This window comes from Pseudomonas sp. o96-267 (assembly GCF_003935465.1).
GTDB lineage: Bacteria > Pseudomonadota > Gammaproteobacteria > Pseudomonadales > Pseudomonadaceae > Aquipseudomonas > Aquipseudomonas sediminis.
Genome location: NZ_RHQP01000013.1, coordinates 96,166 through 110,348, shown reverse-complemented (window position 1 = coordinate 110,348; position 14,183 = coordinate 96,166). Strand labels below are relative to the sequence as shown.

General features: G+C 61.8%; 11 protein-coding genes, 1 pseudogene and 1 riboswitch. Of the genes and pseudogenes, 5 read left to right on the top strand and 7 right to left on the bottom strand.

Translation table 11 applies throughout. The features are described from left to right. Positions 1-72 precede the first annotated feature (72 nt). Complete coding sequence (locus EGJ86_RS25615; RefSeq protein ID WP_371919668.1) at positions 73-915, bottom strand: methyl-accepting chemotaxis protein; 843 nt, start codon at positions 913-915, stop codon at positions 73-75. A 15-nt stretch (positions 916-930) separates the two neighbouring features. Further along, positions 931-1,131, bottom strand: a pseudogene (locus tag EGJ86_RS25610) (HAMP domain-containing protein); the annotation flags it as partial. Positions 1,132-2,418: 1,287 nt separating this feature from the next. Between EGJ86_RS25610 and EGJ86_RS11300 the strand changes: the two are divergent. After that, positions 2,419-3,240, top strand: coding sequence for a M48 family metallopeptidase (locus EGJ86_RS11300; RefSeq protein ID WP_125835169.1), 822 nt, complete (start codon positions 2,419-2,421; stop codon positions 3,238-3,240). Positions 3,241-3,294: 54 nt separating this feature from the next. On the opposite strand, the gene EGJ86_RS11295 is transcribed toward EGJ86_RS11300, so the two are convergent. The 4 genes from EGJ86_RS11295 to EGJ86_RS11280 all read right to left on the bottom strand — a co-directional run bounded on the left by EGJ86_RS11295 (position 3,295) and on the right by EGJ86_RS11280 (position 6,816). Next, a complete protein-coding gene (locus EGJ86_RS11295; protein WP_125835168.1) occupies positions 3,295-3,738 on the bottom strand; it encodes a ketosteroid isomerase-related protein in 444 nt (147 codons plus the stop codon). A gap of 110 nt (positions 3,739-3,848) precedes the next feature. Further along, positions 3,849-4,430 (bottom strand): TMEM165/GDT1 family protein, encoded by a 582-nt coding sequence (locus tag EGJ86_RS11290; RefSeq protein ID WP_106733600.1) that lies wholly within the window; start codon positions 4,428-4,430, stop codon positions 3,849-3,851. Between the two features lie 81 nt (positions 4,431-4,511). Next, positions 4,512-4,644: riboswitch (yybP-ykoY riboswitch) on the bottom strand. A gap of 36 nt (positions 4,645-4,680) precedes the next feature. Further along, positions 4,681-5,676, bottom strand: a complete 996-nt coding sequence (locus tag EGJ86_RS11285; RefSeq protein ID WP_125835167.1) for a class I SAM-dependent methyltransferase — start codon at positions 5,674-5,676, stop codon at positions 4,681-4,683. Positions 5,677-5,850: 174 nt separating this feature from the next. Then, positions 5,851-6,816 carry a 2-hydroxyacid dehydrogenase gene (locus EGJ86_RS11280; RefSeq protein ID WP_125835166.1) on the bottom strand — a complete coding sequence of 322 codons (966 nt, stop codon included), beginning with the start codon at positions 6,814-6,816 and terminating at the stop codon, positions 5,851-5,853. Between the two features lie 79 nt (positions 6,817-6,895). Here EGJ86_RS11280 and EGJ86_RS11275 point away from each other — a divergent pair, with 79 nt between their 5' ends. Then, the gene (locus EGJ86_RS11275; protein WP_125835165.1) at positions 6,896-7,525 is read left to right on the top strand and encodes a LysE family translocator; all 630 of its coding nucleotides are present in this window, start codon (positions 6,896-6,898) and stop codon (positions 7,523-7,525) included. Between the two features lie 45 nt (positions 7,526-7,570). Here the strand turns inward: EGJ86_RS11275 and EGJ86_RS11270 are convergent, their stop codons facing one another. Further along, positions 7,571-8,746 (bottom strand): acetyl-CoA C-acyltransferase, encoded by a 1,176-nt coding sequence (locus tag EGJ86_RS11270; protein ID WP_125835164.1) that lies wholly within the window; start codon positions 8,744-8,746, stop codon positions 7,571-7,573. Positions 8,747-8,936: 190 nt separating this feature from the next. Here EGJ86_RS11270 and EGJ86_RS11265 point away from each other — a divergent pair, with 190 nt between their 5' ends. The 3 genes from EGJ86_RS11265 (at position 8,937) to EGJ86_RS11255 (ending at position 14,034) form a co-directional block, all read left to right on the top strand. Beyond that, the gene (locus EGJ86_RS11265; RefSeq protein ID WP_125835163.1) at positions 8,937-10,619 is read left to right on the top strand and encodes a fatty acid--CoA ligase; all 1,683 of its coding nucleotides are present in this window, start codon (positions 8,937-8,939) and stop codon (positions 10,617-10,619) included. Between the two features lie 217 nt (positions 10,620-10,836). Continuing rightward, entirely contained in the window at positions 10,837-12,636 is a 1,800-nt protein-coding gene (locus tag EGJ86_RS11260; RefSeq protein ID WP_125835162.1) for a DUF1302 domain-containing protein, read from the top strand. A gap of 30 nt (positions 12,637-12,666) precedes the next feature. Beyond that, positions 12,667-14,034 carry a DUF1329 domain-containing protein gene (locus tag EGJ86_RS11255; RefSeq protein ID WP_125835161.1) on the top strand — a complete coding sequence of 456 codons (1,368 nt, stop codon included), beginning with the start codon at positions 12,667-12,669 and terminating at the stop codon, positions 14,032-14,034. Positions 14,035-14,183: the final 149 nt, after the last annotated feature.

Below are 14,183 nucleotides of genomic sequence, written 5' to 3'. Positions count from 1 at the left end.
GTGTCGAGGGGCCGGTGCACCGCAGCTGACCAAGAGCCTGTGCGTGCGGTGCACCCTATCTGATGCAGTCTCTTAGACCTTGAACTGATTGATCAGCCTGCGCTGCTGTTCGGCCAGCTTGGTCAGTTGAGCGCTGGCCTGACTGGCTTCGTCGGCACCGCCTGCCACCTCGTTCGCGACCTGGCCGATATTGGTGACGTTGCGGTTGATGTCTTCGGCCACTGCACTCTGCTCCTCGGCTGCGCTGGCGATCTGCGTGTTCATGTCGTTGATCACCGACACTGCCTGGGTGATGGACTCCAGCGATTGAGCTGCCTGGTTGGCGTGTTCGACACTGTCGTCGGTCTTGCTCTGACTCTGCTCCATCACCTTGACCACCTCGCGCGTGCCTTGCTGCAACTGCTGGATCATGGTCTGGATTTCTTCGGTGGCCTGCTGGGTCTTCTGCGCCAGGTTGCGCACTTCATCGGCGACCACGGCGAAGCCGCGGCCTTGTTCGCCGGCGCGAGCTGCCTCGATGGCCGCGTTGAGCGCCAGCAGGTTGGTCTGCTCGGCAATGGCGCGAATGGCGACGAGGATGGCGTTGATGTTCTCGCTGTCCTTGGCCAGGTTCTGTACCACGCCCACGGCGCGGCCGATCTCGCTGGCCAGGGCTGCGATGGCGGCCGAGGTCTCCTGTACCACCTGTTTGCCCTGGTTGGCCGCGCGATCGGCGTGGTTGGCGGCTTCGGCGGCGTGGGTGGCGTTGCGCGCGACGTCCTGCGCGGTGGTGGTCATCTCATGAACTGCCGTGGCCACCAGCTCGATCTCTGCCAGCTGTTTCTGCACGCCCTGGTTGGTGCGGATGGCAATGTCGGCAGTGTGTTCGGATGAGTCGCTGACCTGCTGCACCGAGGTCACCACGGCGCCGATCATGGTTTGCAGTTTGGCCAGGAAGGCGTTGAAGCCGGCGGCGATCTGTCCGAGTTCATCCTTGCGGTCAACCTGCAGGCGCACTGTGAGGTCGCCATCGCCTTTGGCGATATCGTCGAGCATACCGACCATCTGCCGCAGCGGGCGGGCGATGCCGTAACCGACGAACCAGATCACCAACAGGCCCAGCCCGGCGATCAGCAGGCCGACCAGGGTCATGCCCAGGGTATCGGCGTCGCGCTGCGAGGCCAGATCGCCCTGCAACTGGTGCAGATCGGCCATCACCGCTTTGAGCGGCAGCACCAGCATCAGCACCCAGCGGGTGTCGCTCTGGCCGATGTTGAAGCTGAGGAACAGTTCGATATGGCTGTGCTCAGGATCTTCCTTGGCATCGATGGAGTACAGCACCTGCCCGGACTGCAGCGTACCCAGGTTGCTCACTTCATTGGCGTCGAGCAGGGCGGTGGCCGGCTCGCCAAGTTTGTCCGGTGCCTTGGTCGAGGCGACCAGGCGCCCGTTGCTGGCGATCAGCGCCATCTCGCCGGCACCGTCATAGAGCTGGGTGTCAGCCTTTACCAGCAGCTCCTGAATGAAATTGACCGCCAGGTCGGCACCGGCGATGCCGCGAAATTCGCCATTGACCAGAATCGGCGAGGTGAAGGAGGCAAGCATGGTCATTTTGCCGCCGACATCATAGGGGGCTGGATCGATCACGCAGGGGCGCTTGCGTTCTTTGGGGCAAAGGTAATATTCGCCCGCGCGCACCCCGGTTGGCAGCAGTTCTTCGCTTTCGGTCGAGCCGATCGAGTCGATGCCCAGGCTGCCGTCGGCATTGCGATACCACCAGGGCAGGAAGCGGCCGGTGCCGTCGTAGCCGTTTTCCTTGCTACCGGCATAGATGTAGTCGCTGGCATCGAAGGCGTTCGGCTCCCAGCCCAGGTAACTGCCAAGTAATTTAGGGTTCTGCGCCGTGGTTTCATGCACCAGGTTGGCCAGTTCTTCGCGGCTGATGCTGAGCATCGGGCTGCCGTTGGTATCGGTCATGCCGAGCATGGCATTGACGCGTGCCAGGTCGGCGGTGATCTGCAGGGGAGCTTCCAGTTCACGCTGGATTTCGCTGACCTGGGCTTGCGCCAATGCCGACAGGCGCTGCTCGATGACTTGTTCCAGGAGTTTCTGCGTGCGTTCCTGCACCAGGTTCTGGGTTCGGCCACTGGCGAACAGGGCGTAGAGCACCAGAGCCACAACGACCGCGAGTACGCTGGCGCCAGCAAGGAATGCGACGGAAAACTGGATCGACTTGAACTTCATGAGAGCTCCCGAGCGCAGAGCGCGCCTGTCACGAACTATCGGCAGTGACAGATGAAAACCTTAATGGACTGGTGGTGACGAACAGGCTGGTGTCGTATTCAGCAAAGATGGCGTACGGCTATCGCGCAAGTAACGCGGTTGCTCGTGCTGCGGGGGCGGCCTAGCATAGGGCGTCCGATTCAAGGAGGTAGCTCGATGAGCAAGGTTCTATATCTGAGTGGCCTGGCGGCGGCCGTGCTGCTGGCAGGTTGTCAGGCCGTCAATACCACCAGTGGTGGTGCGGTTGGCGTAGAGCGCAAGCAGTACATGTTCAGCATGTTGTCAGCTGATGAAGTCAATCAGATGTACGCGCAGTCCTATCAGCAGACGCTAAGCGAGGCATCGAGCAAGGGCGTGCTGGACAAGACCAGCAACAATGCCAAGCGTCTGCAGACCGTTGCCAATCGCCTGATTCCGCAGGCGCCGCGTTTTCGCCCGGATGCCGCCAACTGGCAATGGGAGGTCAACCTGATCAAGAGTCCCGAGCTCAACGCCAACTGTGGCCCGGGCGGCAAGATCATTTTTTACAGCGGGATCATCGAGCAGCTGAAGCTCAGCGATGACGAAATCGCCGCGATCATGGGCCACGAGATGGCGCATGCCCTGCGCGAACACAGCCGTGAGGCGATGTCCAAGGCCTATGGCATTCAGGTCGCCAAGCAGGGTGCCGGCGCTTTGCTCGGTCTCGGCGAGAGCGGCATGGCCATGGCGGATACAGTGGTGCAGTACAGCCTGACGCTACCCAACAGCCGGGGTAACGAGAACGAGGCTGATCTGATTGGTCTCGAACTGGCTGCTCGCGCGGGTTATGACCCGAATGCGGCCATCAGTCTGTGGCAGAAGATGGAGGCCGCCGGTGGTGGTGCGCCGCCCGAGTTCATGAGCACTCACCCATCCTCCAGCAGCCGTATCGCTTCGCTGCAGGCGGCGATTCCCAAGGTGATGCCGCTGTACGAGCAGGCCAAGTCCGGGCGCTAAGTTCGGGCACGAAAAAACGGCGCGGCGTGATGGTTCACGGCGCGCCGTTTGCGTTCAGGGTAGTGCCGTTTCGGCGAAGGGGCGAGGTTGCAGGCCCAGCTGGGCGCGGAAGCTTTCCATGTCGAACATGGTGCAGATCTCCTGAATCTCATTGCTGGGCGTCAGTGTCCAGAAGGCCATGGCCGAGATGCTCAGCACCTTGTCACTGGGCGGATAGCCCAGCGCGGGTTTCTGAATGGTGCCGATCAGCGTGCTCCAGGTCACCACCTTGTAGCCTTCGGCGACGCACTCCTCGATCACGATCTGCAGGTCCGGCATGGCGTAGCGGATATCCTGCACCATTCGGGCGAAGCCGGCACTGTCGAGTGGGCGGCCCATGAACGAGCTCTTGTAGAGAAAGTCGCGGCTGTGCAGCTGTTCGGCCAGGGCCAGGCGCCCCTTGTTCCAGGTCAGGTCGATGTGCTTGCACACCACCTTCTTGCGATCATCCAATGACATGCCGCCCTCCCGACTGCATACCGTATGACGTGACGTGGCACGCACTTTAGCAGCAGGCGGTAGGGGGCTGGGATTGGCCGAAATGCCAGTCCGTTGACGTCAGTGATTCGTCATATCAGGCCGCTGAGTTTCATTGCCTGATAGCCGGCATAGATTGCCAGGGCGGCGAAGGCACAGGCCGCGAGGCGGCGAATCAGCGTCAATGGCAGGCGCTCGGCTGCGAAGTTGCCCGCCAGTACCACCGGTACGTTGGCCAGCAGCATGCCCAGCGTGGTGCCGATCACCACCAGGATGAAGTGCGGATACTGCGCCGCCAGCATCACGGTCGCGACCTGAGTCTTGTCGCCCATCTCGGCGAGGAAGAAGGCGATCAGGGTGGTGAGGAAGGGACCGTATTTCTTCAGGCCGGATTCCTCGTCGTCGTCCAGTTTGTCCGGCACCAGGGTCCAGGCCGCTACGGCGACGAAACTGGCTGCGAGAATCCAGCTGAGGGTGGCAGGAGAGAAGAAACCGGCTACCCAGTTACCCACGGCGCCAGCCGCGAAATGGTTGGCCAGGGTGGCGACGACGATGCCCCAGATGATCGGCCACGGCTTGCGAAAACGGGCGGCCAGCAGCAGTGCGAGCAACTGGGTCTTGTCGCCGATTTCGGCGAGGGCAACGATCAGGGTGGGGACGAACAGCGATTCCAGCATCAGGTTTCCTAAAGGGGCGGGTCGACACGGCTTATGACACGAACGACCTTCCCGCCCCGGGTATAGGTTGTGCGTGTCATAGGTCTTGTCAAACCGCAGGCCTCTCTATGTAGGCCTTGGGTCGTATACGCCATGCTCTGCGGAGCAAGTGTGTTGACGTATACCGGGCGAGCAGGGCGCTCGCGGGAGACTACTCCCCTAGGACGGGCGCAATTGTGCCCAAGCGCTGCGTTGGGAGCAACCCCAATCAGCGCCGGGCGCTGTAGATGCGAAAGCCATCGGCATCTGCCAGGGTGCGGCAAGGGCCCAGATGACGTTCGATCAGTGGCGGGTATTTGAGGAAGCTGTTGGCCACCAGGCGCAGTTCGCCACCTTTTATCAAGTGGCGGGCTGCCTGGCTCAGCAGGTTCTCACTGGCTTGGTAGTCGGTATGTACGCCTTGATGGAACGGCGGGTTGCTGACGATGGCGCTCAATCCTTCTGGCGCCGACTCGATTCCGGTGCCGGCGATCAGGTTGGCCGTCAGGCCATTGCGAGCCAGGGTCAGGCGGCTGCTCTCCAGAGCGAAGGCGTCGACATCCAGCAGGCTCAGCTCGCTGTCTGGATAACGCCGTTTGAGTGCGGCGCCGAGCACGCCAGCACCGCAGCCGAAGTCCAGCATGTGGCCGTTAGGCAGTTCATCCAGATGCTCGAGCAGCAGCGCGCTACCCCGATCAAGCCTGCCATGGGCGAAAACGCCGGGCAGAGTAACGATCTCCAGTGCGCCGTCGACCAACTGCAGTGGATAGCTCTGTGCCAGGGCATGTAGGTCGGGGACGGGCGGCGCCTGCTCTACCTCGACGCACCAGAGTTGGCAATGCCGTGCGCTGTCGAGCTTGCGTGGCTTGCCATAGGCTGCCAACTGCTTTGATGCGCGTTCGATACCGCCACGTTTTTCGCCGACCAGGTACAGCGGCTTGCCGGCCAGGCGCGATGCAAGCACTTGCAGCAGGTAGTCGCTCAGCTCGCGTGACTTGGGCAGGAACAGCACGGCAGCACGGTAGTCGCCTTCCGGCATACGTGTGTCGAAGTGGCTGCGGCCGGCAAAGCGCGCGGTGAGCAGTGCCTGATCGCCGGCATGCCAGTTCCAGCCACGTGCCTGAGGCAGGGCACCAAGCAGGTCGTCAGCCGGCAGGCCGGCCAGCAACAGCTCGCCACCGAATAGCTCGGCCTGGCGCAAGAGAACTTCGCTTCGTGCATCCATGGTGGGGTCCTGCCTAAAAAAGCTGCGCAGCTTAACAGGCCGTTGAAAAACTACCTACGTTGACAATACTTCGTTAAAAGCGGCCTCAAAATGCTCATTTAGAAAACTAAACTGCGCTTTTTCGGCCGCTTTTGTCTTGTCTTGCCTGCCTCGCCTACGTTTTTCAATGGCCTGTTACCCGACGACTCGCAACGGTGCACCGGCGAAGAAACCAGCCGCGTTGTCGATCATCTGGCCGACGATGCGCTGGCGTGCTTCCTGACTACCCCAGGCGCTGTGTGGGGTGATGATCAGACGCGGAATGTCTGCGGCCAGCAGCGGATTGCCGTCCTTGGGCGGCTCCTGCAGCAGTACGTCGGTTGCCGCGCCGCCGAGATGGCCGCTACGCAGAGCATCGGCCAGCGCCTGTTCGTCGACCAGGCCGCCGCGTGCGGTGTTGATCAGAAATGCGCGCGGCTTCATCAGTGCCAGCTCTTCGGCGCCGATCATGTTGCGCGTCTGCTCGTTGAGTGGGCAGTGCAGGGTCAGGGCATCGACCTGCGGCAGCAGTTCATTCAGAGGCAGGCGATCAGCGCGCGCGGGCCGGCCCGGCAGTTGACCGAGTAGCACGCGCATGCCGAAGGCTTCAGCCAGACGGGCAACGGCGCCGCCCAGTTCGCCATGGCCGAGCATGCCCAGAGTCTTGCCTTCGAGCTCGACGATGGGGTGGTCGAGCAGGCAGAACTGGCTGGCTTGTTGCCAGCGGCCTGCGGCGATATCGCGCTGGTAGTCGGGCAGTCGCGTGGCCAGGGCCAGCAACAGCATCAGAGTGTGCTGCGCCACGGATGGCGTGCCGTAGCCCTGGCAATTGCAGACGGTCACGCCGTGGGCGCTGGCGGCTTTGAGGTCGACGTTATTGGTGCCGGTGGCAGCCACCAGCACCAGCTTCAGCTCGGGGCAGGCGGCGAAGGTGGCTGCGTCCAGCGGCACCTTATTGCTGATGGCGACCTGGGCGTCTTGCAGGCGTTCGGCGACCTGATCCGGACGCGTATGCGCGTGCAGGGTCAGCTCGGCGAAGGCCTGATGCAGCGGTTGCATGTCGAGGTCGCCAAGGTCGAGAGAGGCGTGATCGAGGAAGACGGCGCGGGGACTTTTGCTCATCAGCTGTACCTTTTCGCAGGAGGGTCGCAGGAGTAGATTGGCGAGCCTACCAGACCTTCACTGTCGATGCGGAGCCGCCATGTACTGGAGTGAATTTCTCACCGTTGCCCTGATTCATCTGCTGGCGGTGGCCAGCCCAGGGCCGGATTTCGCCATCGTCGTGCGGGAGAGCGTCGGCTACGGCCGCCGCGCCGGGCTGTTCACCGCCTTTGGCGTAGGCACCGGCATTCTGGTGCACGTTACCTATTCGTTGCTGGGTATCGGCCTGATCGTGTCGCAGTCCATCGTTCTGTTCAACGCACTGAAATGGCTGGCGGCGGCTTACCTGCTGTACATCGGCATCAAGGCGCTGCGCGCGCGCCCGGCCGATCCGGCCAGTGCCGAGCTGAGCCTGGTCGCCGGCGAGCGCAGCGGCCGTGGCGCGTTCGTCACCGGGTTCATTACCAATGGGCTCAACCCCAAGGCGACGCTGTTCTTCCTTTCCCTGTTCACCGTGGTGATCAATCCGCATACGCCGGTGGCGGTGCAGGCGGGTTACGGCCTTTATCTGGCCCTGGCAACCGCATTTTGGTTCTGCCTGGTGGCCTGGCTGTTCAGCCAGCAACGCGTGCGCGCCGGCTTCGCCCGCATGGGGCACTGGTTCGACCGACTGATGGGCGCGGTGCTGGGGGGGATTGGCGTGAAGCTGGCGCTGACCGAGATGCGTTAAACGAAAGAGCCCCGCAGTTGCGGGGCTCTTTGCTGATGGGCTGGGTTACAGCAGTTCGATGGCCACTGCTGTCGCTTCGCCGCCGCCGATGCATAGCGAGGCGACGCCGCGCTTGCCACCTTTCTTCTGCAGGGCGTTGATCAGGGTGAGGATGATCCGCGAGCCGGTGGAACCCACCGGGTGGCCCTGGGCACAGGCGCCGCCGAACACGTTGACCTTGGCATGGTCCAGGCCGTGCTCGCGCATGGCCAGCATGGTCACCATGGCGAACGCTTCATTGATCTCGAACAGGTCGATCTCATCCTTGCTCCAGCCGGTCTTCTTCAGCAGGTTGCTCATCGCGCCGATGGGCGCCAGGGTGAACTCGCTCGGATCCTGGCTTTGGGTCGCGTGGGCAACCACCTTGGCGACCGGTTTGAGACCGCGCTTGGCCGCTTCATCGGCTGTCATCAGCAGCAGTGCGCTGGCGCCGTCGGAAATAGAACTGGCGTTGGCCGCGGTGATGGTGCCGTCTTTCTTGAAGGCGGGTTTGAGTGTGGGGATCTTGTCCAGGTTGGCCGTCAGCGGCTGTTCATCATCCTTGACCACCACCTCGCCCTTGCGCGAGGTGACGGTAATCGGAACGATCTCGGCAGCCAGTGAGCCGTCGTGAATGGCTGCCTGAGCTCGGCGCAGGGACTCGATGGCGTAGGCATCCATTTCTTCACGAGTAATGCCGTACTTATCGGCGGTTTCCTGAGCGAAAGAGCCCATCAGGCGGCCAGTGCGCGCGTCCTCCAGGCCGTCTAGGAACATATGATCCTTGATCTCGCCATGCCCCATGCGCAGGCCCGTGCGTGCTTTCTCCAGTACATAGGGCGCGTTGGACATGCTTTCCATGCCGCCGGCGACCATTACCTGGTTGCTGCCGGCTTTCAGCGAATCGAAGGCCATCATCACGGCCTTCATGCCTGAGCCGCACAGCTTGTTGATGGTGGTGCAGCCGGTGGCTGCAGGCAGGCCTGCATTAAGCGAGGCCTGGCGGGCCGGACCTTGCTTGAGACCCGCCGGCAGTACGCAGCCCATGATCACTTCCTGTACGTCGGCTGGCTCGATACCGGCGCGCTTGACCGCTTCACGAATGGCGGCCGCGCCCAGCTCTACGGCTGGCACGCTGGCCAAGCTGCCTTGAAAACCGCCCATGGGGGTACGTGCGCCGCTGACGATGACGATATCGGACATGCTGTTACCTCGAACGAAAGAGTGGCTCTGTGCCGCCTTTTTAAGGACTGGCTGGTGAGCTCGATTCTAACCTGTGACCAAAAGTGGCCATAGAGTCACGTGGCAAATCATTCTTTGGGCTGATTGAGCGCTGCGCGAGCCGCTCTAGAGTCGCTGCATACCTAATCCTAGCGTGCCTCAAGGTGATTTCATGCTGCAGACCCGACTGATCCCCCCCGCTGAAAACGCTCATGCCTATCCGCTGCTGATCAAGCGCCTGCTGCTGTCCGGTAGTCGTTACGAGAAGACCCGCGAAATCGTCTATCGCGACAAGCTGCGCTACAGCTACGCCACCTTCAACGAGCGTGTCGCACGGTTGGCCAACGTACTCAGCGAGGCAGGGGTCAAGGCCGGCGATACCGTGGCGGTGATGGATTGGGACAGTCACCGCTACCTCGAATGCATGTTCGCCATCCCGATGCTCGGCGCGGTGCTGCACACCATCAACATCCGCCTGTCGCCGGATCAAATCCTCTACACCATGAACCATGCAGAAGATCGTTTCGTGCTGGTCAACAGCGAGTTCGTGCCGCTGTACAACGGCATTGCCGGGCAACTCACCCCCGTCGACAAGACCCTGCTGCTTACCGATGGCGAGGACAAGAACGCCGAGCTGCCGAACCTCGTCGGCGAGTACGAGAGCCTGCTGGCAGGCGCCAGCCCGCACTACGACTTCGCCGATTTCGACGAGAACTCGGTGGCCACCACCTTCTATACCACCGGCACCACCGGCAACCCCAAGGGCGTGTACTTCACTCATCGGCAGCTGGTGCTGCACACCATGTCCATGGCGACCACCATGGGTGGACTCGACAGCATCCGCCTGCTGGGCAACGACGATGTCTACATGCCGATCACGCCGATGTTCCACGTGCATGCCTGGGGTGTGCCGTACGTGGCCACCATGCTCGGGGTCAAACAGGTGTACCCCGGTCGCTACGAGCCGGACATGCTTTGCCGCCTGATCAAGGAGGAGAAGGTCAACTTCTCCCACTGCGTCCCGACCATCCTGCAGATGGTGCTGAGCGCGCCGGGTGCGCAGGGCCATGATTTCGGCGGCATGAAGATGATCATCGGCGGTAGTGCGCTGAACCGTTCTCTGTACGAAGCAGCTAAGGCGCGCGGCATCCAGTTGACCGCGGCCTATGGCATGTCCGAGACCTGCCCGCTGATTTCCTGCGCTTACCTCAATGAAGAGCTGCGCGCCGGTAGCGAGGACGAGCGCACCACCTATCGAATCAAGGCCGGTATTCCGGTGCCGCTGGTGGAAGCCGCAATCATGGATGCCGATGGCAAATTGCTGCCGAGCAATGGCGAATCCCAGGGCGAGCTGGTGCTGCGTGCGCCCTGGTTGACTCAGGGCTACTTTCGCGAGCCGGAGAAGGGCGAGGAACTCTGGGCTCACGGCTGGCTGCATACGGGCGATGTGGCGACCATCGACGGTATGGGCTTCATCGAAATCCGTGACCGCATCAAGGATGTGATCAAGACCGGTGGCGAGTGGATCTCCTCGCTGGAGCTGGAGGACCTGATCAGTCGCCACTCGGCGGTGCGTGAGGTGGCGGTAGTGGGTGTGCCTGACCCGCAGTGGGGCGAGCGCCCGTTTGCGCTGCTGGTACTGCGCGAAGAGCAGGGGCTGGATGCCAAAGGCTTGAAAGAGCATCTCAAGCCTTTCGTCGAGCAAGGTCACATCAACAAGTGGGCGATTCCCACGCAGATCGCCCTTGTTACTGAAATTCCCAAGACCAGTGTCGGCAAACTGGACAAGAAGCGCATCCGCGTCGAAATCGCCCAGTGGCAGGAGGCGGGCAGCGCGTTCCTGTCTACGCTGTGAGGTGCGAATTGACTGTGCGGTGAAAGTGACCGCTCAGTCAAACAAGCGTTTGGCTTGCTAATTGCTGTTTCACGTCCATGCTTGGCTAGGGGCAGGGCCTGAAACCTGCGAGCCAGAGTGGCTGGGGGCTGCAAATCACACTTTCGAGGGATCAAGCAGTACCACCTGCTGGCTATAGTCCAAGCATCCATAACAAAAAACACATGGAGTAGCGTCGATGACAACAAAAACAAAACCCTACTGGCGCCTGGCAAAACTGCCGCTGGCCGTCAGCCTCGCTTCCACCCTTGCCGCTCCGGCATTCGGCGTCACTTTCAATATCGGTGAGATCGAAGGGCAGTTCGATTCGTCGCTGTCGGTGGGGGCGAGCTGGTCGACCGCCAAACGGGATCGTGACCTGATCGGTTCGTCCAATGGCGGTACCGGCTTCACCCAGACCGGTGACGACGGCCGCCTGAACTTCAAGCGCGGCGAGACCTTCTCGAAGATCTTCAAGGGTATCCACGATCTTGAACTTAAATACGGCGACACCGGCGTATTCGTGCGCGGCAAGTACTGGTATGACTTCGAACTGAAGGACGAAAGCCGCCTTTTCAAGGACATCAGCGATAGCAACCGCAAGGAGGGAGCACAGTCATCGGGGGCCGAGATTCTCGACGCCTTCATCTACCACAACTACGCGATCGGTGACCAGCCTGGATCGGTACGTCTGGGCAAGCAGGTGGTGAGCTGGGGTGAGAGCACCTTCATCATCAACGGCATCAACGCGATCAACCCGGTCGACGTCGCCGCCTTCCGCCGCCCAGGTGCCGAGGTCAAGGAAGGCCTGATCCCGGTCAATATGCTCTATGTGGCTCAGAGTCTGACCGACCGGTTGTCTGCCGAGGCCTTCTACCAGTTGGAGTGGGACCAGACGGTCGTCGACAACTGCGGTACCTTCTTCGCCGTCGACGTGCTGCAGGATGGTTGTGCCAGCAACTACCATGTGCAGAGCTATCCCGCGGGACTGGCCGGCGCCCGGGGCGCCGTGGGAGCCGCCGGCAGCTCCGAGGGTGTCATGCTGCGCCGTGCCGGAGACAACGATGCGCGCGACAGCGGCCAGTGGGGCGTGGCCCTGCGCTGGCTGGGCGACGAGGCCGAATACGGCCTGTATGCGCTCAACTACCATAGCCGCACGCCGAACGTGAGCTACATCAATGCCGATGCGGCATCCATTGCCGCCATCGCGACTACCGCGGGAGGTCTTCCGGCGGCTTTCCAGACGCCATTCGTTTCCCTGGGCCTGCTGGGAACCGGCAGCTACTTCCTGGACTACCCGGAAGACATCCGCCTGTATGGCGCCAGCTTCTCGACCACCCTGCCCACCGGCACCGCGTGGCAGGGCGAGATCAGCTACCGGCCGAACATGCCGCTGCAGATCAATACAGTCGACACTACCGGCTGGTTGGCCAGCGGCATCGGCGGTGCGCTGGCCGTCGGCAACGTATCGGCGGCGCTGGCCCAGGCCGGGCAGGCGCACCGAGGTTACAACCGCAAGGAAGTCACCCAGTTGCAGACCACCTTCACCCACTTCATCGATCAGGTACTCGGCGCCGAGCGGATGACCCTGGTCGGCGAGATCGGCTACACCCGCATCGGTGGCCTGGAAAGCCTGGACAAGGTACGTTATGGCCGCGATGCGATCTACGGCGGTTACAACGATGCGAGCGCCATCGCCATGAACGGCCGGCATGGCTTCTACACCTCCGGCTCCTGGGGCTACCGGGCGCGTGGCATCCTCGACTACAACAACGTGTTCGCCGGTATCAACCTCAAGCCGAATGTAGCCTGGTCCCATGACGTGGACGGCTATGGGCCGGTGTTCAACGAAGGCGCCAAGGCCATCAGCATCGGACTCGATGCCGAATACCAGAACACCTACACCACCAGCCTCTCCTACACCAACTTCTTCGGCGGCGACTACAACACTTTGGTCGACCGCGACTTCCTGGCCGTCAGCTTCGGCGTGAGCTTCTAAATGCGAACGAGGAATAAGGACACTATGCAGATGAACGTGAAAAAAAACCTGTTGCAATCCGGCGTGCTGACCCTGTCTCTGCTGGCGACCAGCGTGATGGCGGCAGTGTCGCCTGACGAGGCTGCGAAGCTGGGCAACACCCTGACTCCGGTAGGCGCCGAGATGGCAGGCAATGCCGATGGGTCGATCCCAGCCTGGACTGGCGGTCTGCCGGCCAACGCCGGTGCGGTCGATCCGCGTGGCTTTTTGGCCGATCCGTTCGCCAACGAGCAGCCGCTGTTCACCATCACCGCGCAGAACGTCGACCAGTACAAGGACAAGCTGACTCCCGGCCAGCTGGCGATGTTCAAGCGCTACCCGGAAAGCTACAAGATGCCGGTCTACCCGACTCACCGTTCGGCCAGCCTGCCGGCTGCGGTGCTCGAGGCGACCAAGCAGAACGCGGTGAACACCAGGATGGTGGAAGGTGGCAACGGCCTGGAGAACTTCCAGACCGCCAACCCCTTCCCGATCCCGCAGAACGGTCTGGAAGTGATCTGGAACCACATCACCCGCTACCGCGGTGGCAGCGTGCGTCGTCTGGTGACCCAGGCGACTCCGCAGCCGAACGGTTCCTACTCGCTGGTCTACTTCCAGGACGAGTTCGTCTTTCGCGATGCGTTGACTGATTACGACTCGAGCAAGTCCAGCAACGTGCTGTTCTACTTCAAACAGCGGGTGACTGCGCCTTCGCGTCTGGCTGGTAACGTACTGTTGGTACACGAGACGCTCGATCAGGTGAAAGAGCCGCGTCTGGCGTGGCTGTACAACGCCGGTCAACGTCGCGTGCGCCGTGCGCCGCAGGTGTCCTACGATGGCCCGGGCACCGCAGCTGACGGCCTGCGTACCTCGGACAACCTCGACATGTACAACGGTGCGCCGGATCGTTACGACTGGAAACTGGAAGGCAAGAAGGAGATCTATATCCCCTACAACGCCTACAAGCTCGATTCGCCCAGCCTGAAGTACTCCGACATCATCAAGGCTGGCCATATCAACCAGGACCTGACTCGTTACGAGCTACACCGTGTATGGCACGTGACTGCGACCCTGAAGTCGGGTGAGCGCCACATCTATGCCAAGCGTGACTTCTACATCGACGAGGACACCTGGCAAGCTGCTTTGATCGACCACTACGATGGCCGTGGCACCCTGTGGCGCGTAGCTGAGGCGCATGCCCAGTACTACTACGACAAGCAAGTGCCGTGGTACACCGTGGAAACCCTTTACGACCTGCTGTCCGGTCGCTACCTGGCCCTGGGTATGAAGAACGAGGAGAAACAAGCCTACGACTTCAACTATAAGGCCTCGGGCAGCGACTTCACCCCGGCGGCTCTGCGCCAGGCTGGCGTGCGCTAAAACCTGCCTCAGGCAACACGATGAAGCCGGCCTTGCGCCTAATGCCAGTCAGTTAAGCCGTTGCACTCGATCTTTGTAGGAGCCGGCTTGCCGGCGATCCGCCATAAAAAGCATCGCCAGCAAGCTGGCTCCTACGAAAAGCGCCCCCT

Bases quoted from the DNA above. Each gene is read 5' to 3' on its own strand.
- EGJ86_RS25615 (WP_371919668.1), bottom strand. From the start codon at position 915: ATGATCGGCGCCGTGGTGACCTCGGTGCAGCAGGTCAGCGACTCATCC.
- EGJ86_RS11300 (WP_125835169.1), top strand. From the start codon at position 2,419: ATGAGCAAGGTTCTATATCTGAGTGGCCTGGCGGCGGCCGTGCTGCTG.
- EGJ86_RS11295 (WP_125835168.1), bottom strand. From the start codon at position 3,738: ATGTCATTGGATGATCGCAAGAAGGTGGTGTGCAAGCACATCGACCTG.
- EGJ86_RS11285 (WP_125835167.1), bottom strand. From the start codon at position 5,676: ATGGATGCACGAAGCGAAGTTCTCTTGCGCCAGGCCGAGCTATTCGGT.
- EGJ86_RS11280 (WP_125835166.1), bottom strand. From the start codon at position 6,816: ATGAGCAAAAGTCCCCGCGCCGTCTTCCTCGATCACGCCTCTCTCGAC.
- EGJ86_RS11275 (WP_125835165.1), top strand. From the start codon at position 6,896: ATGTACTGGAGTGAATTTCTCACCGTTGCCCTGATTCATCTGCTGGCG.
- EGJ86_RS11270 (WP_125835164.1), bottom strand. From the start codon at position 8,746: ATGTCCGATATCGTCATCGTCAGCGGCGCACGTACCCCCATGGGCGGT.
- EGJ86_RS11265 (WP_125835163.1), top strand. From the start codon at position 8,937: ATGCTGCAGACCCGACTGATCCCCCCCGCTGAAAACGCTCATGCCTAT.
- EGJ86_RS11260 (WP_125835162.1), top strand. From the start codon at position 10,837: ATGACAACAAAAACAAAACCCTACTGGCGCCTGGCAAAACTGCCGCTG.
- EGJ86_RS11255 (WP_125835161.1), top strand. From the start codon at position 12,667: ATGAACGTGAAAAAAAACCTGTTGCAATCCGGCGTGCTGACCCTGTCT.